This is a genomic window from Thiorhodovibrio winogradskyi (assembly GCF_036208045.1).
Taxonomy (GTDB): Bacteria; Pseudomonadota; Gammaproteobacteria; order Chromatiales; family Chromatiaceae; genus Thiorhodovibrio; species Thiorhodovibrio winogradskyi.
On record NZ_CP121472.1, the window covers coordinates 4,266,782 to 4,288,947 of the forward strand.

27 protein-coding genes and 1 pseudogene are annotated in these 22,166 nt (G+C 59.4%); 23 read left to right on the plus strand and 5 right to left on the minus strand.

Annotation, left to right across the window (positions count from 1 at the left end):
- The first annotated feature begins 30 nt into the window (after positions 1–30).
- From Thiowin_RS19455 to Thiowin_RS19475, 5 genes are all read left to right on the plus strand, one after another.
- Positions 31–738 (plus strand): ABC transporter ATP-binding protein, encoded by a 708-nt coding sequence (locus tag Thiowin_RS19455; RefSeq protein ID WP_328984618.1) that lies wholly within the window; start codon positions 31–33, stop codon positions 736–738.
- A gap of 20 nt (positions 739–758) precedes the next feature.
- On the plus strand, positions 759–3,299 hold the full coding sequence (locus tag Thiowin_RS19460) for an ABC transporter permease (protein WP_328984619.1): 2,541 nt from the start codon (positions 759–761) through the stop codon (positions 3,297–3,299).
- A 107-nt stretch (positions 3,300–3,406) separates the two neighbouring features.
- The gene (locus Thiowin_RS19465) at positions 3,407–3,730 is read left to right on the plus strand and encodes a DUF2782 domain-containing protein (RefSeq protein ID WP_328984620.1); all 324 of its coding nucleotides are present in this window, start codon (positions 3,407–3,409) and stop codon (positions 3,728–3,730) included.
- Positions 3,731–3,810: 80 nt separating this feature from the next.
- Positions 3,811–4,836: an amino acid ABC transporter substrate-binding protein gene (locus tag Thiowin_RS19470; protein WP_328984621.1), complete on the plus strand. Its 1,026-nt coding sequence runs from the start codon at positions 3,811–3,813 to the stop codon at positions 4,834–4,836.
- Positions 4,837–4,851: 15 nt separating this feature from the next.
- Positions 4,852–6,081 (plus strand): DUF1015 domain-containing protein, encoded by a 1,230-nt coding sequence (locus Thiowin_RS19475; RefSeq protein ID WP_328984622.1) that lies wholly within the window; start codon positions 4,852–4,854, stop codon positions 6,079–6,081.
- Here Thiowin_RS19475 and Thiowin_RS19480 read toward each other — a convergent pair.
- The 5 genes and pseudogenes from Thiowin_RS19480 to Thiowin_RS19500 form a co-directional block, all read right to left on the minus strand.
- Positions 6,011–6,517, minus strand: coding sequence for a site-specific integrase (locus Thiowin_RS19480; protein ID WP_408034233.1), 507 nt, complete (start codon positions 6,515–6,517; stop codon positions 6,011–6,013). The two genes, Thiowin_RS19475 and Thiowin_RS19480, sit on opposite strands and share 71 nt — an antisense overlap.
- Before the next feature lie 298 nt (positions 6,518–6,815).
- Positions 6,816–7,076: a DUF4224 domain-containing protein gene (locus Thiowin_RS19485; RefSeq protein ID WP_328984623.1), complete on the minus strand. Its 261-nt coding sequence runs from the start codon at positions 7,074–7,076 to the stop codon at positions 6,816–6,818.
- Positions 7,077–7,246: 170 nt separating this feature from the next.
- Positions 7,247–7,429 (minus strand): carbon storage regulator, encoded by a 183-nt coding sequence (locus tag Thiowin_RS19490; protein WP_328984624.1) that lies wholly within the window; start codon positions 7,427–7,429, stop codon positions 7,247–7,249.
- A gap of 864 nt (positions 7,430–8,293) precedes the next feature.
- Positions 8,294–8,648: pseudogene (locus Thiowin_RS19495) on the minus strand (transposase); the annotation flags it as partial.
- Between the two features lie 103 nt (positions 8,649–8,751).
- Positions 8,752–9,036 carry a hypothetical protein gene (locus tag Thiowin_RS19500; protein ID WP_328984625.1) on the minus strand — a complete coding sequence of 95 codons (285 nt, stop codon included), beginning with the start codon at positions 9,034–9,036 and terminating at the stop codon, positions 8,752–8,754.
- 376 nt (positions 9,037–9,412) lie between these two features.
- On the opposite strand from Thiowin_RS19500, the gene Thiowin_RS19505 reads away from it, so the two are divergent.
- From Thiowin_RS19505 to Thiowin_RS19590, 18 genes are all read left to right on the plus strand, one after another.
- Positions 9,413–9,874, plus strand: a complete 462-nt coding sequence (locus Thiowin_RS19505) for a hypothetical protein (protein WP_328984626.1) — start codon at positions 9,413–9,415, stop codon at positions 9,872–9,874.
- Positions 9,757–12,993 (plus strand): helicase-related protein, encoded by a 3,237-nt coding sequence (locus tag Thiowin_RS19510; protein ID WP_328988129.1) that lies wholly within the window; start codon positions 9,757–9,759, stop codon positions 12,991–12,993. The genes Thiowin_RS19505 and Thiowin_RS19510 overlap by 118 nt, the downstream gene beginning before the upstream one ends.
- Before the next feature lie 11 nt (positions 12,994–13,004).
- The gene (locus Thiowin_RS19515; protein WP_328984627.1) at positions 13,005–13,412 is read left to right on the plus strand and encodes a putative toxin-antitoxin system toxin component, PIN family; all 408 of its coding nucleotides are present in this window, start codon (positions 13,005–13,007) and stop codon (positions 13,410–13,412) included.
- Between the two features lie 32 nt (positions 13,413–13,444).
- Positions 13,445–13,678, plus strand: a complete 234-nt coding sequence (locus Thiowin_RS19520; RefSeq protein WP_328984628.1) for a hypothetical protein — start codon at positions 13,445–13,447, stop codon at positions 13,676–13,678.
- 112 nt (positions 13,679–13,790) lie between these two features.
- Positions 13,791–14,021, plus strand: coding sequence for an AbrB/MazE/SpoVT family DNA-binding domain-containing protein (locus tag Thiowin_RS19525; RefSeq protein WP_328984629.1), 231 nt, complete (start codon positions 13,791–13,793; stop codon positions 14,019–14,021).
- Positions 13,996–14,358, plus strand: coding sequence for a type II toxin-antitoxin system PemK/MazF family toxin (locus Thiowin_RS19530; protein WP_328984630.1), 363 nt, complete (start codon positions 13,996–13,998; stop codon positions 14,356–14,358). The genes Thiowin_RS19525 and Thiowin_RS19530 overlap by 26 nt, the downstream gene beginning before the upstream one ends.
- A gap of 429 nt (positions 14,359–14,787) precedes the next feature.
- Positions 14,788–15,036 (plus strand): antitoxin, encoded by a 249-nt coding sequence (locus Thiowin_RS19535; RefSeq protein ID WP_328984631.1) that lies wholly within the window; start codon positions 14,788–14,790, stop codon positions 15,034–15,036.
- Positions 15,037–15,109: 73 nt separating this feature from the next.
- Positions 15,110–15,487, plus strand: coding sequence for a TA system VapC family ribonuclease toxin (locus tag Thiowin_RS19540; protein WP_408034234.1), 378 nt, complete (start codon positions 15,110–15,112; stop codon positions 15,485–15,487).
- 148 nt (positions 15,488–15,635) lie between these two features.
- Positions 15,636–15,941, plus strand: coding sequence for a hypothetical protein (locus Thiowin_RS19545; RefSeq protein WP_328984633.1), 306 nt, complete (start codon positions 15,636–15,638; stop codon positions 15,939–15,941).
- Between the two features lies 1 nt (position 15,942).
- Positions 15,943–16,431, plus strand: coding sequence for a PIN domain-containing protein (locus Thiowin_RS19550; protein WP_328984634.1), 489 nt, complete (start codon positions 15,943–15,945; stop codon positions 16,429–16,431).
- A 116-nt stretch (positions 16,432–16,547) separates the two neighbouring features.
- Complete coding sequence (locus tag Thiowin_RS19555; protein WP_328984635.1) at positions 16,548–17,642, plus strand: hypothetical protein; 1,095 nt, start codon at positions 16,548–16,550, stop codon at positions 17,640–17,642.
- Positions 17,643–17,690: 48 nt separating this feature from the next.
- Positions 17,691–17,936 (plus strand): hypothetical protein, encoded by a 246-nt coding sequence (locus Thiowin_RS19560; RefSeq protein WP_328984636.1) that lies wholly within the window; start codon positions 17,691–17,693, stop codon positions 17,934–17,936.
- Positions 17,936–18,082, plus strand: coding sequence for a hypothetical protein (locus tag Thiowin_RS19565; RefSeq protein ID WP_328984637.1), 147 nt, complete (start codon positions 17,936–17,938; stop codon positions 18,080–18,082). Before Thiowin_RS19560 ends, Thiowin_RS19565 begins: the two co-directional genes overlap by 1 nt.
- Before the next feature lie 54 nt (positions 18,083–18,136).
- Entirely contained in the window at positions 18,137–19,501 is a 1,365-nt protein-coding gene (locus Thiowin_RS19570; RefSeq protein ID WP_328984638.1) for a DUF1156 domain-containing protein, read from the plus strand.
- 597 nt (positions 19,502–20,098) lie between these two features.
- Positions 20,099–20,911 (plus strand): hypothetical protein, encoded by an 813-nt coding sequence (locus Thiowin_RS19575; RefSeq protein WP_328984639.1) that lies wholly within the window; start codon positions 20,099–20,101, stop codon positions 20,909–20,911.
- Positions 20,912–21,055: 144 nt separating this feature from the next.
- Positions 21,056–21,286 (plus strand): DUF1902 domain-containing protein, encoded by a 231-nt coding sequence (locus Thiowin_RS19580; protein ID WP_328984640.1) that lies wholly within the window; start codon positions 21,056–21,058, stop codon positions 21,284–21,286.
- Between the two features lie 57 nt (positions 21,287–21,343).
- The gene (locus Thiowin_RS19585) at positions 21,344–21,823 is read left to right on the plus strand and encodes a type II toxin-antitoxin system VapC family toxin (protein ID WP_328984641.1); all 480 of its coding nucleotides are present in this window, start codon (positions 21,344–21,346) and stop codon (positions 21,821–21,823) included.
- Entirely contained in the window at positions 21,813–22,109 is a 297-nt protein-coding gene (locus Thiowin_RS19590; RefSeq protein WP_328984642.1) for a hypothetical protein, read from the plus strand. The genes Thiowin_RS19585 and Thiowin_RS19590 overlap by 11 nt, the downstream gene beginning before the upstream one ends.
- Positions 22,110–22,166: the final 57 nt, after the last annotated feature.

Here is a 22,166-nt window from a genome sequence, read left to right on the forward strand (position 1 = left end):
CCCATCCCAAAACAGGACAACCAAGAAAGCATGACGGAATCCGATCAGCTCACGCAAGCGCCGGCGCTCTGTCGCGCGCTGGCGGTTGGCAAGCAACTCCAGGGCCCCGCCGGTCACCTGAGCATTTTGCGCGCTTTGGACCTGGATGTCGCCCCGGGCGAGGCGGTGGCCATTCTCGGCGCCTCCGGCTCGGGCAAGTCCACCCTGCTTGGATTGCTGGCGGGGCTCGACAGCCCGAGCAGCGGCGACATCTGGCTGTGCGGCCAGGCGCTCGCCGGGCTGGACGAGGACGGCCGCGCCGCCCTGCGCCAGGGTCGGGTGGGCTTTGTGTTCCAGAACTTTCAACTGCTACCAACCCTGACCGCGCGCGAGAATGTTCTGCTGCCGCTGGAGCTGGCCGGCGAGCGCGCCGCCGAGGCCAGCCGCCGCGCCGAGGAGGCGTTGACCGCCGTGGGCTTGAGCGAGCGCGCCGGACATTATCCACGCCAGCTCTCCGGTGGGGAACAGCAGCGGGTCGCCATTGCCCGCGCTTTCGCACCGGCGCCGCGCATTTTGTTCGCCGACGAGCCAACCGGCAACCTGGATGCCGACACGGGCGCGCGCATTATCGAACTGCTGCTGCAACTGCGCGCCGACGCCGGCGCCGCCCTGGTGCTGGTCACCCATGATCCGGCCCTTGCCGAGCGCTGCGACCGCCGCCTGCACATGCACGACGGTCAGCTGCGGGAGCAAGACTAATGCGCCCGGATCAGCCCGCCATGAGCGCATCCCCAGCCACCGCCGCCGCCGCCCGCCTCGCCGCGCCCAGACACAACGCCTGGCGCCTGGCGCTGCGTCTGCTCGGGCGCGATTGGCGCGGTGGCGACCTGGGACTGCTGCTTGCCGCCCTGGTGCTCACGGTCGCGGCCGTGACCGCCGTGGGCTTTTTCACCGACCGCATCGCCTCCGCCATTGATCGCCAGGGCAGCGACCTGCTGGCGGCCGATCTGGTTATCGCTTCCAGTCAGCCGATCACCGAGCCGGTGCGCGCGCGCGCCGCGCAAAGCGGCTTGATCAGCGCCGAGACGCTGAGCTTTCGCAGCGTGGTGCTGGCGGGCGAGAAAACCCAGCTGGTGCAGGCCAAGGCGGTCAGCCCAGGCTATCCGCTGCGCGGCCAGCTGCGCGTTCAACACGCGCTCAACGGCCCGAGCGAGACCATGACCAGCGGCCCCGCGCCTGGCACGGCCTGGGTCGAGGCGCCGCTGCTGCACGCGCTGGGGCTCAGTATCGGCGAGCGCCTGCGCCTTGGCGAGCAGCCCCTGCGCATCGACGCCATCATTGCCCATGAGCCGGATCGCGGCGGCGGCTTCGCGCAATTCGCCCCCCGGGTCATGATGGCCGCCGCCGATCTGCCAGCCACCGGGTTGATCACGCCGGCAAGCCGCGTCGATTATCGCCTGCTGCTGGCGGGCGAGCCCGCGGCGCTGCGCACCTTTGGCGACTGGGCCAAGAGCCATCTCACACCCGATGCCGAGCTGCAAAGCGCCCAGGACGCGCGCCCGGAACTGGCCTCGGCCAGCGAGCGCGCGGCACGCTTTCTGCACCTGGCGGCCCTGACCACGGTGCTGGTCGCCGGGGCCGCCGTGGCGCTGGCCAGCCGGCGCTTTGTCGAGCGCCAGACCGACGCGGTCGCCGTGATGCGTGCCCTGGGCGCGCCGCGCGGTCTGCTGGCGCGACTCTTTGCCTGGCGACTGCTGGGTCTGGGCCTGATCGCCAGTACCCTCGGTTGCCTGCTTGGCTATCTGGGACAGCAGGGGCTGCTGCTGATCCTGGGTGACTGGTTTGGCGAGCGCCTGCCACCGCCGTCGCTGCGCCCGCTGGCGCTGGGCTATGGCACCGGACTGATCGCCCTGGCCGGCTTCGCCCTCCCCCCCCTGGTGCAGCTCGCGCGGGTGCCGCCGCTGCGGGTGCTGCGGCGCGATCTCGGCGCCCCGCCCGCCTCCCTGGCGCTGGCCATGGGCGCGGCGGTGGCGGCCCTGGCGGCCCTGCTGTTCTGGCTGGCCGATGATGTCGACCTGGCGTTGCGGGTGCTCGGCGGCACCCTGGCCGCCATCGCGGCCCTGGCCGGGCTTGGCAGCCTGCTGGTCTGGGGCGCGCGCATTGCCGCGCGGCGCGCGCGCGGCATCTGGCGCCTGGGACTGGCCGGCATCGGGCGGCGCCCGGCGCAGTCGGTCATGCAGCTGTGCGGCTTTGGGATCGGTCTGCTGGCGCTGCTGCTATTGGCGGTGGTGCGGGTGGATCTGCTGCGCGACTGGCAGGCAAGCCTGCCGGAAGGCGCGCCCAATCGCTTCTTGATCAACATTCAGCCGGGCGAGGTCGAACCCCTGCGAGCGTTTTTCCGCGACGCCGGTCTCGACACCTCCGGTCTTTACCCCATGGTGCGCGGGCGGCTGCGCGCCATTGGCGAGCGTCTGGTCGATGAGGAAACCTATGACAACGCGCGCGCCGAGCGCCTCGCCCGGCGTGAGTTCAACCTGAGCTTTGCCAGCGACTTGCAGACCGACAATCGCCTCATGGCGGGCATTTGGTGGCCGAATGACCAGGCCCCGGCCCAATTCTCGGTGGAGGAAGGCATCGCCGAGACCCTGAACATTGCCCTGGGCGACACCCTGCGCTTTTGGGTGGCCGGGCAGGAGATCAGCGGCCCGGTCACCAGCCTGCGCGAGGTGCGGTGGGACAGTTTTAACGTGAACTTTTTTGTCATCGCCCCACCCGCCGCGCTCAACGACCAGCCGGCGACCTGGGTGACCAGCTTTTATCTGCCGCCCGGGCGCGATGGCTGGATTCCCGAACTGCTCGAGCGCTTTCCCAGTGTGACAGTGATTGATATCGATGCCCTGCTGACCGAGGTGCGCGGCGTCATCGACCAGGGTATCCGCGCGGTGGAATATGTCTTTGGCTTTACCCTGCTCGCCGGACTGCTGGTGATGATCACCGGGATTCAGGCAAGCCTCGGCAGCCGCCGCGCCGAACAGGCCGTGCTGCGCACCCTGGGCGCCGGACGCGGTCCCCTGCTGCGCGCGATCATGATTGAATTCACCACCCTGGGCCTGCTCGCCGGCTTGCTGGCCAGCGCCTTCGCGGCCCTGATTGGCTGGTTGCTAGCGACCCAGGTGTTCGACCTGGCCTACGGCATCGACCCCTGGCTGTGGCTGCTTGGCGTGCCCGGCAGCGCGCTGCTCATCGGCCTGGCCGGCACCCTGGCCAGCTGGGGGCCGCTGGTGCGACCGCCGCTGGGGGCCTTGCGCGCGGCGGGCTGAATGACAGACTGTCCGAATGGGAACGACTGAATCAGGCGCGTGACCATCTGCCAGCTGGGGTCAACTCCTGCTATGATTCACCGAAATTCAAACGCTGTGCCGCGCTCATGATCTTCAAGCCCAATCCGGTTGCCTTCCTCTTGGTCACCATGACCACCATCCTCTCGCCGGCCGCCGCCCTTGATGCCTCAAGCCTCGATCTGCGTGTGACCGATGCTGACATCCGGCCCGCGGTCACCCTCAAGCAGTTCGACAACCGGCGGGTCGAGGAATACAGCGTGAATAACAATGTCTATATGCTGAAGATCACGCCCAGCGCCGGCGCGCCCTATTATCTGATCGATCAGGATGGCTCTGGCGACATGTCCTGGAGCCGCGGCCCGCCTGGACCCAACCTGCAGGTGCCGCAATGGACACTGTTCCGTTGGTAGGCTCAGCGGGCAGTCTCGACGGTCCGCCACGCCAGCCAGAGCTTTGAGAACCCCCTTTTCGCCACGATGAGGCCTGCTCCATGAAATTCCCATCCGCCTGGCCGCGCTGGCCACTGGCCCTGGTCTTGCTGTTCGCCACCAGCCTGGCGAGCGCCGATACCCTGGGCAAGATCAAATCCCGCGGCACTCTCAGGTGCGCCGTCAATGGCGAGGTTCCCGGTCTGTCGCTCCAGGCCGGCGACGGTCGCTGGAGCGGGCTCGACGTGGACTTTTGCCGTGCGCTGGCCGCCGCCGTGCTGGGTGATGCGGACAAGGTTGAGTTCATCCCGACAACCACGGCCGAGCGCTTCGAGGCGCTGACCAAAGGCCGTGCCGATGTGCTCGCGCGCAATACCAGCTGGACCCAGGCGCGGGAACTGACTGAAGCCATCCGCTTTGTCGGCGTGCTCTATCACGACGGCCAAGGGTTCATGGTGCCACGCACGAGCGGCAAACGCAGCGCGCTTGAATTGGCCAATGTCAAGGTCTGCGCCATCACGAAAACCACCAACATCGACAATGCCAAGAGCTATTTCACCCGCCATCGCATGCCGATGGAGCTCATGCCGTTCGATGATCTGCCCACTGCCGCGGATGCCTACCAAGAAGGTCGCTGCGATACCCTGACGGCGGACCAGTCGCAGCTGCATGCGCTACGCGCCCTGTTCCCGGATCCCAAGGCCCACCGCATCCTGCCCGAGATTATCTCGCGCGAACCCCTGAGCCCGGCTGTCCCCGCCGCCGACGATAAATGGTTCGAGCTGGCGCGCTGGACGCTCTTTACCCTGATCAATGCCGAAATCCTTGGCATCGACTCGGGCAATGTCGCCACCGCCCGCGAACGCGGCCGCAGTGATGAGGTCCGCACCCTGCTCGGTGACGACAATGATATCAATGCCCACCTCGGACTCAGTGAAGGCTGGGGGGCGCGCATCATCGCCGCGGTCGGCAACTATGGCGAGATGTTCGAGCGCAACCTGGGCCCGGACTCAGGGCTGGACATCAAACGGGGTCTGAATGCCCTCTGGGATCGGGGCGGATTGCTCTACGCCCCGCCGCCCCGCTGAGCCGGTCAAGCCGTCATGACATTGATCAGCCCCTTCCGCGCGCTGCGGCCCGCGACTGGACGCGCCAAGGACATCATCGCGCCGCCCTATGACGTGATGAGCACCGAGGAGGCGCGCACCATGGTGCAAGGCAGACCGCACAGCTTTCTGCATGTCTCGCGCCCGGAGATCGATCTGCCGCCGGGCAGCGACCCGAGCACCCCCGCCGCCTACGCCAAGGCAGGGGAGAACTTTATGGCGCTGCGGCAACAAGAGTTGTTGCAACGCGACCCGACCCCTTGCCTGTATATCTACCGTTTAACCCAGGGACAGCATCGCCAGACCGGGATCGCGGCCATTGCCTCGGTCGCCGCCTACCGTGACGGGCGCATCAAGAAGCACGAGCTGACCCGCCCGGCGAAAGAAGACGACCGCGTGCGCCATATCCAAGCGCTGGCGGCGCAAACCGGTCCGGTTTTTCTCATTCACCGCGCGAACGACATCATTCAACAACGGCTGGCCGAGTACAGCAGCGCACCACCCACAATCGATGTCCAGGCCGAGGATGGCGTGACTCACCAGCTCTGGACCCTGCAGGCTCCGGACGCCATCACAGAGCTCTGCAGCGCTTACGAGGCCCTGAATGCGCTTTACATTGCCGACGGTCACCACCGCTGCGCCGCCGCGGCAAGAGTCGCCGAGGATCATCCAGACTTAGCAGACGCCGGTGGTTTTCTCGCCGCCATCTTCCCCGACGACCAGACGCGAATCCTCGCCTACAATCGCCTGATTCGCGATCTCAACTGCTTGACCGCGCAGTCGTTTCTCAGCGGCTTGGAAGAGAATTTCGCGCTTGAGCCCCACCCCACTCCCGTCACACCGGAGGCCGCGGGTGTTTTCGGTCTGTATCTTGACCACCAGTGGTATCGCCTGACCATTAAAGCCGAGCCGCGCGAGCAAGGCATCTCCCGGGGACCGGCCAGCCAACTCGACGCCAGCCTGCTGCAGGACTTTCTGATCCGTCCCCTGCTCGGCATCGACAACCCCAGAACCGACGAGCGCATCGACTTCGTTGGCGGCAGCCGGGGTATCGCCGGCCTGACCGAACCCGTCGACCAGGGCCAGATGCGCCTCGCGCTCGCGCTGCATCCCACCAGCGCGCGGGAACTCATGGCCGTCGCCGACGCCAAGGCCCTCATGCCGCCAAAATCCACCTGGTTCGAGCCCAAGCTGGCCGATGGGTTGCTGTGTCATTTGCTGAGCTGAAACATTTGCTTACCAATACAGCTCTGGCTTCGTTGCCCTTGGCGTGACGCGATCGTGACTCATCTAGAACGGCAACAGCTGAGCGGACGCGGTCTGGGGCGAGGTGGGCATATCGCTCTGTCATGGTGATCGAGAAATGACCAAGTAAGTCTCGAACCTCGGTTAGTGGCACTCCTGCGGTGACAAGCCAAGCGGCACATGTGTGGCGAAGGTCGTGAAAGCGGAAGTCGTCGATACCCGCCTTTCGACAGGCTGCAAGAAAGCCCTTTCGCGCATCTCGGATGCGTGCGCCGTTTTGCTTCACGAAAACCAGCGGACAGTCGGGTAGGTGACTTGCCCGCCAGCTCGCTCGAGAAAGCAACGCAGCACGTGCTGTTTGGTTCAGCGGAACACTCCGATATTTTCCGTTCTTCGTCTCAGTCGCCTCAAGGTGGATAGTGCCAAGCTTGAGATCAGCTTACCTTTACATCGACTGTTTACCAGTCCGACCATCAAGGGTTTAGCTAGTTATTTAGTGTTCTCCATCATGGCGGCTTCAAGCTCACCTGTTCTCGATTTCCTGTGTCCGTACCTTAAACTTGGTAGGTAGTTGAAGATAAGTCACTTAATCAGGTTAGCGACCTCCGGGAACCTTGAGACAACCAACATGCTTCTTGTTGTGCGGAGCTAACGACTGGCGTACTCGCAGTCTCTGTCGGGTATGCTTGATCGCGCTCTCCCAATTTCTGCCGTTGTTATGAACCTTTTTCGAGGTTCTTGGGTCTTGGTGGCAAGGGATAAGGCGCTCGGTACTCAATATCCCCCTCGATGACACGGAAGCGCTGAGGGATAGCAAACAGGCGGAAGACGTTCCTTGGTACTCGTGGTCTCCCGTCGCGGTCAGGAAAAAACGGGATGCCCAGTTCCCTCAGATGCTCGCGCTGCTTGTCGGTGCGGACGTAACCGGTGAGGTCGGCGATGTCTTCGTCGGTCAGAAAGAAGGGTTCCTCGCTCATACGTCGAACTCCCGGCGGCGCGGCTGTTTGCGTAGGATGATCGGGCGCTTCTTCGAAGTTCCGGTTTCCGGCGTTGTACCCAGCAGTGGCTCTGCTTGCGCGTACTCGGCGACATCGGGGTGACCGCTCGCGGCGATGTACTCCCCGCGCAGCTCTCCACGGTAAATATTTCAGTCTTTCGGACAGCGGACGGCGATCTTGGCCTGGTTGCGATTGACACTGACGCAGGCGATCTGTATGCGGTGGTTGCCGAGATCCTCGGGCAGCTTGAGCATGATCAACTCGCCGGGGCGGCGTGTCAGGACAAGTCCCAAGGGACGGGGTTTATTGTTGTTTTGCGGTGTATTGGGCATGTTATGGCCCTCCATGGTTGTCGAACAGGTTGGATGTTGCCGCGAAGTGCCTTGATGGCGGTGACCGCAGCTGTGGGTGGGAACGGGGACTTGATCGGGATCTAGTGTGCTACCAGCCGGTTAGGGCTGATGGGACGTCTGGCGCTCCCTACGACTGTGCAGCGAGGAAGTTCTTCTGGTCGCCAGCTTGCCGCCCCACCCCCGACGCGCCCACCGGGCGCAAGGCGTCAGTCGGTGACGGCGGTTCGACGCGGGTGACCAGGCTAGCGGGAACGGATGACCGCAGTCCTCCGTGTCATCTCGCCTTTTCTCATTCAGGCGTGAGCCGCGAGGGGAAAGGACGGGACTCTATCGGGATTGAACAGAATCCGAAGTGGGGGACCGGGTCTCAGTTCCCGGGTATGGGGGTGTTGGCTTGGATGATGAGGCGCGAGATTGGGGTATTGCGGTCGCCTGGGTTGTGGGATTTCCCAAAAAATTTCAGAAAATTTGCAGGCTTAAGTCATTGCCCCAAGCCCTTCCACGTAGAGCGATTACCGGAGCTGCCAGTACTCCGAAGCCGCCGGACCACTCCAATGGCGGCAATGGGGGAGACCCACCCGCTGGTCGCAGTCACCAGCCCAAGAGTACTCAGCAAGAAGCCTCGGTGTGATAGGCAGAGGCATGGCGATCAAGCGTTCTGCTCTTCCCAAGCCAAGAACGCGCAGATGATCTTCATCGCCCAACACGGCAACTACGCGTCGCGTGCTTGTTTCCTGGATTGTACACTTTTCTTACTGGCAGACGTCGAGCGGAGATTCCCCTGAAAGGTGTAGTTGCTGTCCGGCTCACTCGGCGTCCGAATCAGCTTGTCTCGAATCATCCGCGTGGTTGGATAACTCACGCCCAAGTGGCGTTTCAGGGCGAGGGTGGATAGCCCAGTCTTCGCCTGATTAATCAGGTAGATAGCTAGAAACCACACGGTCAGCGGCACGTGGGTGCTCTGGAAAAGAGTCCCGGCGATCACCGAGGTTTGTTTGCGGCACCCTCGGCACTGAAATATTTTCCGGCTCCCGCCCTGGAGAACATAGGCGTGGGCATCACCACACTCGGGGCAGCGAAATCCCTCCGGCCAGCGGGCCTGCTCCAATGCGCGTTCGCACTGCGCCTCAGAGCCAAACTGCGCGAGAAAATCCGGCAATGACAAGCCGGGCTGGAATTGAACGCGATGCATCGACATGGCTGATCCTAAGGTGAGGCGGGTAACCCCATTGTGCGCCATTTTTCTTGTCTGCCATCGAAAAGGTGGCAGATCTGAAGAATCTTGCTAGTCAGGCTCGGTCTTACTTCTGCGACTCTTTCCAAGCCAGGAACTCACCGATGATGTTGCGCGCCCGTCCGGCTGTGCCCTTCGGCCACTCGCCTTTGGCGGTGATGTAGGCCTCAACGCGATCACTGAACTTCGACTTGGCGACGTGTATGAGAGCTTCGGCTTCGGTGGTGAAGCACTTGCCATCGGGTGTCTTGAAGGTGGCGACACGCTCGATCTGAACGGGGAGCTGCGCGACGTTTGTTTGGGCTGCGGCTGCGGACTTCGTCTTCGTCCGAACGAAGCCGCCTGGCAACAACAAATTTCTCGTCTAACTTGGCCATTACTGGCGTCGCTTGCTCCGCCGCCTTGCTGTCGCACTCTTTGCGTCGACACCCTGCAAAACTGGGTTTTGATGCACAATGATCGGCGTAATCCAGACGTAATCGAAACTGCGAAAAGAGTACGCTTGTAGGCAAATTCCCTACAAAATTTGTCCGTTTTTGCCGATTTCTGGATAATTCCTCCGATTCTTCGTGTAAACGGAAAAAACTTTCTGTGCGTCTCGATTTCTTGTACTGTTGCGGCGAAGGCTTTGCTGATGAGGCGGAAACCTCTCCGCCGTTCAGCGCGAATCCTTGCTTCTGTCCATCCTTCATTGTGCTGTGACTGGAACCCTCCCCTGAGCGCCTGGCATGCTGCTAACGGATTTTGCCCCTGGCCAACGACTGGCCGGCGTTGAGCCCAACCAGATCGTCACGGTCGTGGCCGCCGTGCCAGCTGGTGAGACTGTTTCCCAATTGCTCTATCGCCTGCCCAACGGCGACATCCGCGAGCGTCTGCTCACCACCGAAGACGCCGCCCCCATCGCCCCCGCCACTGCTGAGTGCCCCTTTGCCTTCGATGGCGATGGTGCTGAATTTCAACTGGTGTGCGAGGCCAAGCGCATCGATCTCGCCTTCCTCTTCGATCCGCTGCTGGCGGTACCTCCAACGTCGACCCGCTGCCGCACCAGATCACAGCGGTCTATGACGCCATGCTGCCGCGTCAGCCGCTGCGCTTCGTCCTGGCCGATGACCCCGGCGCTGGCAAGACCATCATGGCCGGGCTCTACATCCGCGAGCTGCTGCTGCGCGCCGATGCCGAGCGCATCCTGATCGTCGCCCCCGGCAGCCTGGTCGAGCAATGGCGCGAGGAACTGCTGGAGAAATTCGACCTGCGTTTTCAGGTCGTCTCGCCAGGCTTGATCCAAGCCGCGCCCAGTGGCAATCCCTTCGCCGACTTTCCCCGCCTCATCGCCCGGCTCGATCAGCTCGCGCGCAACGAGACCCTCCAAGACCAAGCCTGCGCCGCTGGCTGGGACTTGATCGTGTTTGATGAAGCGCACAAGCTCGCCGCGCACTTTTTCGGCACCAAGCTTGAGAAGACCGGGCGTTTTCGCCTCGCCGAAGCCCTGGGGGCCGAGACGCGGCATCTGCTGCTGATGACCGCCACCCCGCACAATGGCAAGGAGGAAGATTTTCAGCTCTTTCTCTCGCTGCTCGACTCCGACCGTTTCTATGGCAAGTTCCGCGATGGGGTGCACCAGGTCGACGCCTCGGACCTGATGCGCCGCCTGGTCAAAGAAGAACTGGTCAAGTTCGACGGCACCCCGCTGTTCCCGGAGCGGAGCGCCTACACGGTCAACTATGAACTCTCCCCGCCGGAAGTGGCGCTCTATGAGGCCGTCACCGCCTATGTGCAGACCGAAATGGGCAAAGCCGATGAGATCGGCGGCAAGCGCCGCAATTCGGTCGGCTTCGCGCTCACTGCCCTACAGCGGCGACTCGCCTCCAGCCCCGAGGCCATCTATCAATCCCTCAAACGCCGGCGCGAACGGCTCGAAAGTCGCCTGCGCGAGGAAAAGCTCGGCTTGCGCGCCCAGACCCTGCACGCCGAAACCCTCGACGGCCTGGACCTGCCCGAGGACGACGACGATCTGAACGCCGAGGAGCAGGAAACCCTGGAGGAAACGTTGGTCGATCAGGCCACCGCCGCGCGCACCGTCGCCGAGCTGGAAAGCGAAATCGTTTTCCTGCGTGGCCTGGAGCACCAGGCCAAGACCGTGGTCGCCTCCGGGCAGGATCGCAAGTGGGACGAGCTGTCACGGCTGTTGCAGCACCGCCCGGAGATGCAGAATGACGCCGGTCGCCAGCGCAAGCTGATCATCTTCTCCGAGCACCGAGACACCCTGAACTACCTGCACGCACGCATTGCCGGCGTGCTCGGGCGCGAAGATGCTATTGTCGTCATCCACGGCTGCACCCATGGCGACGAGCGCAAGAAACGCCAGGCACAATTTCGCTCCGACCCGAAGGTGCGCATCCTCATCGCCACCGATGCCGCTGGCGAAGGCGTGAACCTGCAAAACGCCAACCTCATGGTCAACTATGACCTGCCGTGGAACCCCAACCGGCTGGAGCAACGCTTCGGGCGCATCCACCGTATCGGTCAGACCGAAGTCTGTCACCTATGGAACCTGGTCGCCGCCGAGACCCGCGAGGGCGATGTCTACGCCCGCCTGCTGACCAAGCTGGAAATCGAAGGCCAGGCGCTCAACGGGCGAGTGTTCGACATCTTGGGCGAAGTCTTCGAGAACATCCGCCTGCGCGATCTGCTGCTGGAGGCCATCCGCTACGGCGACCAGCCCGAGGTGCGCGCGCGGCTCACCCAGCGCATTGAGACCGCGCTCGATCACCAGCGCCTGCAAGACCTGCTCGCGCGCAATGCGCTGACGCAAGAAACCCTCGGCCCCGAGCAACTGTTCAAGGTCAAGCGCCAGATGGAAGAAGCCGAAGCCCGGCGCTTGCAGCCCTATTTCGTGCGCGCTTTCTTCCTGCGCGCCTTCGAGGCCCTGCACGGCAGCGCCCACCGCCGCGAGCAGGGCCGCTTCGAGATCACCCACGTCCCCGCCAGCCTGCGCGAGCGCGACCGGCGCCTGAGCGGCCGCAATCGCCGCGAGACCGAACCCGTGCTCGCGCGCTACGAGCGCATCTGCTTCGAGCGCGACGCCACCCGCCTCGCGGACCGGCCCGGCGACCCGGGCGCGGTGCTGATGCACCCCGGTCATCCGCTGATGCTGGCCATGACCGACGTGCTGCTGGAGCGCCACGGTAATCTGCTGCGCCAGGGTGCCATCCTGGTCGATCCGGCCGATGATGGCCTCACGCCCCATCTGCTGCTGTTGCTCACCCACAAAGTCCAGGCCGGCGATGGCACCATCCTCTCCACCCGCCTGCAATTCGTGCGGGTAGCGCCGGACGGCCAGACCCAGTTCGCCGGCTGGGCGCCGCATCTGGACCTCGAACCCTTGGGATTAGGAGATAGGAAACAGGAGTTAGGAGATAGCGAAGAGGCGGGTTGTCCAATTGACGATGAAGGAACCAGCGAGGCCGATGACCTAATTGCTAACTGCTTACCCCTATTTCCTGCCAACATCGAGGACCGCGCCGTCGCGCTCGCCACCGCCACCCTGGCACCGGTCCATTATCAGGAGATCGCGGAGCGGCGTATCGCCCATATCGAAAAGACCCTGGTCGCGGTGCATGAGCGCCTGACCAAGGAAATCAGCTTCTGGACCGACCGTTGGGAGCGCCTGCGCGAAGACAAAGAGGCCGGCAAGGACGTGCGCCTCAACCTCGACAACGCCCAGCGCACCATACTCGACCTGCAAGGCCGGCTCGACCGACGCAAGCGCGAACTCGAAGTCATGCGCCACGTCATCAACAGCCCACCGGCGGTGATTGGCGCGGCGCTGGTGATCCCCGCCGGCCTGCTGCGCCAACGCCGTGGCAGAGCCCCCGCCGAGCCGGATGTCCTCAGCGCTGACGCCCAGGCCCGCGCCCATATCGAACAACTGGCGATGACCGCCGTGCGCCACGCCGAGGAGGCACGCGGCTGGACCGTCGAAGACGTCTCCGCCGCCAAATGCGGCTGGGATCTCACCGCCTACCCGCCAGCGAATCTTCAGCCCCAACCCCTGCCACGCCACATTGAAGTCAAAGGCCGCGCCGCCGGTGCCACCACGGTGACCATCACCCGCAACGAGATGCTCTACGCCTTCAACCAGGGCGCGAAGTTCGTCCTCGCCATCGTGCTGGTGCACCCCGATGATCGCACCGAGGGGCCTTACTACCTGCGCAATCCCTTTGATCGGGAGCCGGCTTGGGGGGTGGCGTCGGTCAATTACGCGTTAAGGGAACTGCTCGGACGGGCATCCCCCCAAGCCTCTGGATAATCTGAAAATTAATGCACGAGGATCATGAATCGCACAACCAAATGCCGGCTCGAATCGTCCTTGATACGAACGTTCTCTACGCTGGCCTGTTTTCCAAGGTTGGAAAATCCCACCAGTTGCTGAAAGCACTTTGGGGCGGTAAAGTTCGGCTTGTTCTCTCAACGCCCCTCTTATTTGAGTACGAGGAAATACTCAAGAGAAATCAGAACACACTAAACCTAGCGGATCCTGAAGTCGACATTATCCTCGATCAACTCTGCGCCATGGCAGATTATCAGCAGGTTTATTTCCTCTGGCGTCCCTGTTTACCCGACCCAAAAGACGACATGGTGCTAGAACTCGCCGTTGCCGCGCAGGGAGCGCAAATTGTGACCTTTAACATCCGAGATTTTTCGCCGGCTGAAAAATTTGGCATTTAGGTGATCACACCAGGAGCCTTACTGGAAACCTTATGACAAACTTCTACCTTACCCTGCCGAACTCCATCGAGCGCCATCTCAACGAAATGGCCCAGTTGGATGGCGTCCCGATTGATCAATTCATCTCTAGCGCCGTCGCTGAAAAAATCTCCGCCATCACGGCGGAAAACTATCTTCGCTCCCGAGCCGAGCGCGCTGATCCCGCCGCTTTTCAGGCAATCCTAGACCGTGTTGAAGATCGCCCACCGCTTCCCGGAGACGAATAGCCCAGATCCCCCCAAATCCACCCAGATCCACCCCGACACCCTAATCGCAATTTCGGAATTCGTCTCGGTGGAAATTTTCTCAGCGCGCAACTAAACAGACCGGAGCGTCGCTATGACCAGCATTGGCGAGATCACCGCCCAAGGGCAAACCATCATTCCTCAGGAAATCCGCCTCTTGCTCAACGTCAAACCGGGTGATCGGATTGCCTGGGAGGCGAGCGATGATGGTTGGGTGCGTGTGCGCCGCGCCAATCCACTGGACCTGGAGTATCTCCACGCCGTGGCAGACACGCTTGGCGAATGGAGTAGCGCGGCGGATGAAGACGCCTATCGTGACCTATAACGCCTTTGACGTAGTGCGGGTGCCCTTTCCCTTCACGGATCGCGGGGCCACCAAGCATCGCCCCGCCCTGATCATCTCCGAGGCGTCGAGGTTCAATCAGCCTGCGGGCCATTCTGTCATGGCGATGATTACGTCCGCCTACCACGCCCCCTGGCCACTCGATTGCCTGATCGAGGATCTGGACGCCGCCGGTTTACCCGCCCCGTCGCGGGTACGGTTCAAACTCTTTACCCTCGATCACCGTCTGGTGAATCCTTGCCTTGGTCGCTTGTCCTTACCCGATCAAGCCCAGGTGCGCCAAGGTCTCATCGCCCTCTTCAACTGGATGCCCACATGACTCCCATCAAAGCCCCCAAGAAGCTCGTCGAAGTCGCTCTGCCGCTCGATGCTATCAATGCCGCTGCGGCGCGGGAGAAGTCGATTCGTCATGGGATAAATAGGGTCCTAGCCCCCTTTGATAACCTACACAAAACAACACGACCATTAAGTTAAGCCATTTCTGGTGGATGCGCCCTTCGGGCTTATCCACCCTACGCGCCCACTTGTAGGGTGGATAAGCGAAGCGCATCCACCAGGCTGACTTTCAGTTGTCACATCGACAAGCTCAGGGAAAACGGAACATCCTTAACTTAATGGCAGTGGCCTTGCTACGTGGAATGAATACGATGACCGTACCGAGGGGCCTTACTACCTGCGCAATCCCTTTGATCGGGAACCGGCTTGGGGGTGGCGTCGATTAACTTCAATCTGAAGGATTTGCTCGCATATGATCGAAACCCAACTCTCGCTGCCTGATGATCTTTATCGGGAAGCCCAGCGAATCGCCAGCGAACGTGAATGGCCTTTACCGGAAGTCCTGCGTCGCGGTGTTGAGTACATTGTTAGTATGTACCCCCCAAGTGACAGGCCCATGAGCGCTTGGACGCCTCCAAAACCGCGCGCACTCGGTCGTTTTCAGAAGCCTGCTGAAGATTGGCGTTTGCTGGCCAATGACATTGATGGCCACGAAAAATGATTTCGATTGATACCAATCTTCTCTTGTATGCGCTCAACGAGGATGTCCCCAACATGCGGCTGCTTTCACCTTCATCCAGGCTTGCGGTGAGCGCGACGACGTTGCAATTTGCGAGTTGGTCTTGGTCGAATTTTATGTGTTGCTGCGTAATCCGCAGATTCTAAAGGTTCCCATGAGCGCTGAAGAGGCTGCTGCAACCTGTCAGGGTTATCGGAACAACCCACACTGGAGGTTGCTTGAACAAGCACCCGTCATGCGCCGGGTTTGGCCATTGGCCGCCCGTGCCGATGTGGCTCGTCGGCGTATTTTCGATCTGCGTCTGGCCTTCACGCTGCTTCACCACGGCGTGACGGAATTTGCAACGGCCAATACCAAGGATTTCACCGATCTCGGCTTTTCTCGCGTCTGGGATCCCACCTCTTCTGCCGATCAAGCAAAAATTCAACCATGACTCACCCCATCAAAGCCCCCAAGAAGCTCATCGAAGTCGCCCTGCCGCTCAATGCCATCAATGCCGCAGCGGCGCGGGAGAAGTTGTTTCGTCATGGGATAAATAGGGTCCTGGCCTCCTTTGATAACCTACACAAAACAAGGCTGCCATGATGGAAGCACAACAACCACAGTTAATTGACATAAAAACGGCCGTGCAACGGGCACGCAACCAGGCCAAGGAGTTATTTGAGCCGGAATCGCTCACGAATTTGGCGCTCGAGGAGGTCGGGTTCGATGAAGATGACCAGCACTGGCTTATCACCTTGGGCTATGACTCTCCTCACCACATCAAGCGCCAGACCGGACCAAAACACTTTCCAACGATTGAGGAGGAACGCAAACGGGAATACAAGGTTTTTCGGATTGACCCAAAGGATGGTCACTTGATTTCAATCACGCTGCGGAACCTCTGACATGCGGCAGCATCCGCTCATATCCAGACGCAAAGGCGTTTTGATTGATGCCAATCTGTTGACCGTGCTCATTGTTGGCCGGTTGGGAAGTGGCGAGGTCGAAGCTTTCAAGCGCACGCGAAACTTCACCACCCAGGATTACGAACAAATCAATGAATTGGTAGGTCTTTTTGGCTCGAAGTGCATGACACCGCACGTGCTTGCGGAAGTATCGAACCTCTTGGATTGGCTTGAACCCAAGCGAAAGCAGTATGCGTTCAGCCATCTGGCGGAATTCGCCCAGGCACAGCGTGAGATTTTCCCGCCCGCCGCCGAGATCGTCGCCACACCCATTTACTTTAAGTTGGGCATCACCGATGCTGGTCTTTTTCAGGTTGCGCAGCAACAGCCTTTAGTACTGTTGACCGCCGATCTTCCTCTCTATCACTACGCCGCTGGGAGAAAGTTGGAAGCAATCAACTTCAACCATATCCGCGAAGCCTGGGTATGAAGTAAATTGCGGTTTGACTCAATTTCATCTACGCAGCCATTCTTGCGCGTCACGACTATGGGACCAAGACTGTGGGAATAATCTACATACTGAACAGTGATGGAAATACAGTGCCAATGTCTGTCGTTCACTGCAAAAATGAAACGAGCGAGCTTCAGCGAATTCTTGAACTAAACCCTGATCTTATTCCCGGCGACCAAATAAATCCTTCTGATCCACGCCGTTGGCTGTTAATCAAGCGGGAAATGCCAGTACCAGACCCAGGTACTGGAGAAGATCGATGGAGTATCGATTTCTTTTTTACAGATCAAGATGCAATGCCGACCTTTGTTGAATGCAAGAGATATCGAGATACTCGCGCAAGAAGAGAAATAGTTGGTCAAATGCTCGAGTATGCTGCAAACGGGCATTATTACTGGTCCAAGGAGGAAATTCGCGGCTATGCGGGGCAATCGGCGAAAACCAATGGCTTATCTTTAGACGAGGAGTTAAAAAGACTACAGCCGGAAAAAACAGAGACCGTCGATGACTTCTTTCAGCATGTCCAAGAAAACCTGAGGGAAGGACAGGTTCGTTTGATATTTTTCATGGAGGAATCTCCTCCTGAACTTAAAAGCCTCGTTGATTTCTTGAACAAACAAATGGAAAGAGCCGAAGTTCTTTTAGTCGAGGCTAGGCAGCATGAATACGATGGAAACAAAATTGTAGCGCCGACACTGTTTGGTTACACAGAAGAAGCTCGTCAAGTAAAGAGAGTTATTTCTGTTCAAAAAGGACAAAATCGACAGTGGGATAAAGAGTCTTTTTTTGTGGATGCGAGCAACCGATTAAACAAGGTTCAGTATGGAGCAGTCAAGAAGGTTTTTGACAAATCGCAAGAACTCGACTGCGAGTTCAATTGGGGAACTGGAAAACGAAGTGGTTCTTTTAATCCTAAATGGTCGGGTTTCTCCAAATTGGCCATTTATACAGTTTGGAGCGATGGATCAATCATGTTCAATCTTGGAAGCTTCAAGAACGATTCCAAGAAATCCGAGTTTGTTCAATTTGTCGCAAGCGAATTACAAAACCGCCTTAATTTGAATGTACCTGAAGATTTCCAGAGACGATGGCCGAACTACAAAATAGACAAATGGTGCGAGAAAGTTGATTTACTGCTGGAGCTACTTGAAGTCATGAGTCAACGGTTCCTGCTGAAAACTAAGAGATAGGAAACCTTTTTGGACCACCAGAATTTGCCCCAAATGTGGAGGAGAACCATGCCTTTGATCCTATCCATTCTCATCCTGCTGATCTCAGCCTCGGTTCTAGCTGCCGGCGAAACACCGTCAGAATTCGTCGGCCACTGGGTACCTCAGAGCGCATCATGTCAATCTGACCTTGCACTCGTTGTCGGGCAGGACAAAGCCACACTTCGCAACGGCAACAAGCAACGCGCCTTTGGCGATCTTAACTTTTGCCACTCATGCGAAGGTGGTGCCCGCTACAACGGGATTGTCGTTTGATGCCCGAGTTCAGCAGCGGTGCTCAGTCCTTTGTGGCGTACTTCAACGCGGGAGAGCAACGCGGCGTCACGAAACTGGATATCCAAGACAAGGCGATTCAGCGCGCGTTTCCCTTGCACGATGTTGCACTGAAAAAGTGTCCGTGACAGCGTGCGACTGCTCAAATAGGACCGAACCGCCTTTCTCCCCGGAATGATTCCATGACCAACCACCCCATCAAAGCCCCCAAAAAGCTGATCGAAGTCGCCCTGCCGCTCGATGCCATCAATGCCGCTGCGGCGCGGGAGAAGTCGATTCGCCACGGGCATCCGAGCACCTTGCATCTGTGGTGGGCGCGGCGGCCACTGGCGGCGGCGCGGGCGGTGATTTTTGCCCAGTTTGTGAATGATCCGTCCTGGCCGTGGGAGTTGGAGCATCCGGGCGAGGTGCCGCCGGGGCATCTGAAAGGCAGTTGGGCGGCGAGTCGCAAGCGCTTGTTTCGGCTGCTTGAGGAGTTGGTGTTGTGGGAGAACACCACCAACGAGGCCGTATTGGAGCGGGCGCGCGCGGAGATTCGCAAGTCCTGGCGCGAGACCTGTGAGCTGAACCGCGATCATCCGCAAGCGGCTGAGTTGTTCGATCCCGAGCGGTTGCCGGCGTTTCATGATCCCTTTGCGGGCGGCGGCGCGCTGCCGCTGGAAGCCCAGCGCTTGAGGCTGGAGGCTTATGCCAGCGATTTGAATCCGGTAGCGGTGCTGATCAACAAGGCGATGATCGAGATTCCGCCGAAGTTTGCCGGTCGTGCGCCGGTCAATCCGGAGGCGCGCGCCAAGCGCGATTTGCTCGCTCAGGATTGGCGCGGGGCGCGCGGGCTGGCGGAGGACGTGCGCTATTACGGGCAGTGGATGCGTGATGAGGCGCAAAAGCGCATCGGGCATCTGTATCCGCCGGTGGAGATCACCGCCGAGATGGCGGCGGAGCGGCCGGATCTGGCGCCCTATGTCGGGCAAAAGCTGACGGTGATTGCCTGGCTGTGGGCGCGGACGGTGAAGAGTCCGAATCCGGCGTTTCGCCGTGTCGAGGTGCCGCTGGCTTCGACCTTCATGTTGTCGAGCAAGGCGGGCAAGGAGGTTTATGTCGAGCCGGTGATTGAGGGGGACAGTTATCGGTTTACGGTGAAGGTGGGGAAGCCGCCGGCGGAGGCCAAGGCGGGGACGAAGCTCAATCAAGCAAATTTCAAATGCTTGATGTCAGAAACCCCAATTGATGCGAAATATATTCGAGCTGAAAGTAAAGCGGGCCGGATTTCCGCGCGTCTAATGGCGATTGTGGCAGAAGGTCAGCATAGTAGAGTTTATGTTGCCGCTGAGTCATCTCATGAAGTGGTCTCAAAGGAAGCCTCGCCCGCATGGAAGCCAGATGTTGAATTTTTTCAAAAAGCACTCGGATTTCGGATCGGTAACTATGGAATGAACAAATGGAGTGATCTTTTCACTTCACGGCAGCTTGTGGCATTAAATTTGTTCAGTGATTTGGTTTCTGATGCTCGTGAAAAAATTTTACAAGATTATCTTTCAACTACCTAAGTAAATAGTTTTGAGGGCTCTGCGCTGAAAAATCAGGTTTTTGATTACGCAGATGCAGTTGCGCTTTACTTGGGATTGAGCACAAGCAAGACTGCGAATCGCTCTAGCTCAATAGCTACATTTAAGACTGGAGTACAGTGCCCAGGCGATACTTTTGGACGACAGGCTTTACCAATGTCTTGGGATTATGCTGAAGCAAACATAGTAACGGGTCCTAGCGGCTCTTTTAGTAGCATGGTAAAAAATACTGTCGCTGGATTAATATCAACTAATTCTATTGGCTCAAAAATTGGCTTTGCAACTCAGCAAGATGCAGCGAACCAGTTTATTAGTAAAAAGAAGTGCATATCAACCGACCCACCATATTATGATAATATTGGTTACGCGGACTTATCTGACTTTTTCTATGTATGGCTCCGCCGTTCGTTGCGCACCATATTTCCAGATCTATTTTCAACAATAACGGTTCCAAAAAATGAGGAGTTGGTTGCTACTCCACACCGCCATGGTGGAAGACAGCAAGCTGAAACTTTTTTTATCAATGGGATGACAAACGCTATTCGTAAGTTTACGGGAATTGCACACGAAGCCTTGCCCGTGACTATTTCCTACGCATTCAAGCAATCGGAAATTAATGCTAAAGTCGGGAGCATTACCAACACGGGATGGGATACATTTCTTGAGGCGCTCGTCGATGGTGGTCTCTGCGTGCATGGAACATGGCCAATACGAACAGAACGCGAGAATCGAAAGAGAAACCAGAAATCGAACGCCCTCGCCTCCAGCATCGTCCTCGTCTGCCGCCCGCGCCCCGCCGACGCCCCGACCTCCTCCCGCCGCGCCTTCCAACGCGAGCTGAACCGCGTCCTGCCCCAAGCCCTGGATGAAATGACCAAGGGCACCGGCGAGGCGCAATCGCCGGTCGCGCCAGTCGATCTGTCCCAAGCCATCATCGGCCCCGGCATGGCGGTGTTTTCCAACTATGCCGCCGTGCTGGAAGCCGACGGCACCCCGATGCGGGTGCGCACCGCGCTGCAACTGATTAACCGCTTCCTGGCCGAGGACGACTTCGACGCCGACACCCAGTTCTGCCTGCGCCGGTTCGAGCAACACGGCTGGCGCGAGGGCAAGTTCGGCGAGGCCGACACCCTGGCGCGCGCCATGGGCACCAGTGTCGAAGGCGTGCGCGAAACCGGCGTGCTCTTCGCCACCGGCGGCGTGGTGCGGCTGCTGAAATGGGCCGACTACCAGGGCGACGACCTCCCGAGCGGCGAGCGCGTGCCGGTCTGGGATCTGCTGCATCGCCTCATCATGCGCCTGCGCCACGACGGCGAACGCCCCGCCGCCGCGCTGCTCGCCGCCGCGCTCGACAAGGCCGACGCCACCCGCCAGCTCGCCTATCGGCTCTAAACCCTGTGCGAGCGCGAAGGACTCGCCGAGGAATCGCGCGCCTATAATGAGATCATCACCAGTTGGAATGCCATCGAAGCCGCCATTGGCGCCAAGCCGGAGATGACGCAGGCGGGGTTGTTTGAGTAATCAGGAGCCATTGCGATGCAGTACGACATTCATGTGGAGTGGGATGCCGAAGCCGGGGTTTGGTATGTCGAAGACAGCAATGTGCCGGGGCTGGTGGGCGAGGCCGATAGCCTGGAGGCCATGATGACGCTGCTGCGCACCCGCGTGCCAGAGATGCTGGAGGAAAACGCCTGCGCGGCGGATGACGGCATCCCCATTCGGCTGTTGACCACCAGTCGTCTAGCGGACTTGCGCCCGGCGGCCTGATGGGGGCGAACTTTACGCTTAAGACTGACCAAGTCTGAAAAGGAACAATTCTGGAACATGAAACCCGCGGTTTATTTGGATACCACCGTCCCCAGCTATCTGTTCGATGAACGGGAAAGCATTGCGCTCCATATTGATATTACCCAGCGCTGGTGGAACGAAGAGAGATTTGGTTATGACATTTGGGCATCAGAGGAAACCGTTAATGAAATTCTTGCTGGCGATTATCCGAACAAGGAAAAAGTTTTACAGTTCATGGCCGGCGTGCCAATTTTGGAACCAAATCCGCTGATCGCGGACATTGCCCAGGTTTACCTTGACCACTACCTTATGCCAAGAGTGCAACAAGGCGATGCACTGCATTTAGCCTACGCTTCTTTTTACAAGATTGACTTTCTTTTGACCTGGAATTGCAATCATCTGGCAAATGCGAATAAACGCCAGCATATTCGAGTGATTAACGCTCGGCTGAATTTATCAACGCCAGAAATCACGACCCCATTAGAGTTATTTAAGGAGACGAAAGATGATCACTAACGAAGTATTGGATGAAAAATATCGTGTCCAAAAAGCACAGGCGCAAGAGGTGGAATACGATTTGGTTCGCCGGATGGCTGCCAGTCACCACGGAGTGCAAGCGTTTTCAGAAAGTACTGGGGTGAAATTCACCTATGGACATCCAACGAGTAGTAGGCTAACCAAAATCCAGCCCCAGCTCGACGAGGAAATTGGTCTTGTTAATGCGATTCGTCAAGGACAGCAAAGCGACTTGATCGACCGGGAAACGGTATTTGCGATGCTTGATAAGCCCAGAGTCAAGTAACCGCGCTTCCGAAAGTTTCAGCTCTACTTTTTTTAATAGCCAAGATAAGAATCGCTA

What these genes read in the sequence shown, in the direction of transcription:
- Thiowin_RS19475 (WP_328984622.1), top strand. Translation starts at nt 4,852, where the DNA reads ATGACATTGATCAGCCCCTTCCGCGCGCTGCGGCCCGCGACTGGACGC.
- Thiowin_RS19570 (WP_328984638.1), top strand. Translation starts at nt 18,137, where the DNA reads ATGACCAACCACCCCATCAAAGCCCCCAAAAAGCTGATCGAAGTCGCC.
- Thiowin_RS19580 (WP_328984640.1), top strand. Translation starts at nt 21,056, where the DNA reads ATGCAGTACGACATTCATGTGGAGTGGGATGCCGAAGCCGGGGTTTGG.
- Thiowin_RS19470 (WP_328984621.1), top strand. Translation starts at nt 3,811, where the DNA reads ATGAAATTCCCATCCGCCTGGCCGCGCTGGCCACTGGCCCTGGTCTTG.
- Thiowin_RS19565 (WP_328984637.1), top strand. Translation starts at nt 17,936, where the DNA reads ATGCCCGAGTTCAGCAGCGGTGCTCAGTCCTTTGTGGCGTACTTCAAC.
- Thiowin_RS19535 (WP_328984631.1), top strand. Translation starts at nt 14,788, where the DNA reads ATGATCGAAACCCAACTCTCGCTGCCTGATGATCTTTATCGGGAAGCC.
- Thiowin_RS19525 (WP_328984629.1), top strand. Translation starts at nt 13,791, where the DNA reads ATGACCAGCATTGGCGAGATCACCGCCCAAGGGCAAACCATCATTCCT.
- Thiowin_RS19530 (WP_328984630.1), top strand. Translation starts at nt 13,996, where the DNA reads ATGAAGACGCCTATCGTGACCTATAACGCCTTTGACGTAGTGCGGGTG.
- Thiowin_RS19505 (WP_328984626.1), top strand. Translation starts at nt 9,413, where the DNA reads ATGCTGCTAACGGATTTTGCCCCTGGCCAACGACTGGCCGGCGTTGAG.
- Thiowin_RS19590 (WP_328984642.1), top strand. Translation starts at nt 21,813, where the DNA reads ATGATCACTAACGAAGTATTGGATGAAAAATATCGTGTCCAAAAAGCA.
- Thiowin_RS19585 (WP_328984641.1), top strand. Translation starts at nt 21,344, where the DNA reads ATGAAACCCGCGGTTTATTTGGATACCACCGTCCCCAGCTATCTGTTC.
- Thiowin_RS19490 (WP_328984624.1), bottom strand. Translation starts at nt 7,429, where the DNA reads ATGCCCAATACACCGCAAAACAACAATAAACCCCGTCCCTTGGGACTT.
- Thiowin_RS19545 (WP_328984633.1), top strand. Translation starts at nt 15,636, where the DNA reads ATGATGGAAGCACAACAACCACAGTTAATTGACATAAAAACGGCCGTG.
- Thiowin_RS19555 (WP_328984635.1), top strand. Translation starts at nt 16,548, where the DNA reads ATGTCTGTCGTTCACTGCAAAAATGAAACGAGCGAGCTTCAGCGAATT.
- Thiowin_RS19485 (WP_328984623.1), bottom strand. Translation starts at nt 7,076, where the DNA reads ATGAGCGAGGAACCCTTCTTTCTGACCGACGAAGACATCGCCGACCTC.
- Thiowin_RS19560 (WP_328984636.1), top strand. Translation starts at nt 17,691, where the DNA reads ATGCCTTTGATCCTATCCATTCTCATCCTGCTGATCTCAGCCTCGGTT.
- Thiowin_RS19455 (WP_328984618.1), top strand. Translation starts at nt 31, where the DNA reads ATGACGGAATCCGATCAGCTCACGCAAGCGCCGGCGCTCTGTCGCGCG.
- Thiowin_RS19515 (WP_328984627.1), top strand. Translation starts at nt 13,005, where the DNA reads ATGCACGAGGATCATGAATCGCACAACCAAATGCCGGCTCGAATCGTC.
- Thiowin_RS19520 (WP_328984628.1), top strand. Translation starts at nt 13,445, where the DNA reads ATGACAAACTTCTACCTTACCCTGCCGAACTCCATCGAGCGCCATCTC.
- Thiowin_RS19460 (WP_328984619.1), top strand. Translation starts at nt 759, where the DNA reads ATGAGCGCATCCCCAGCCACCGCCGCCGCCGCCCGCCTCGCCGCGCCC.
- Thiowin_RS19550 (WP_328984634.1), top strand. Translation starts at nt 15,943, where the DNA reads ATGCGGCAGCATCCGCTCATATCCAGACGCAAAGGCGTTTTGATTGAT.
- Thiowin_RS19465 (WP_328984620.1), top strand. Translation starts at nt 3,407, where the DNA reads ATGATCTTCAAGCCCAATCCGGTTGCCTTCCTCTTGGTCACCATGACC.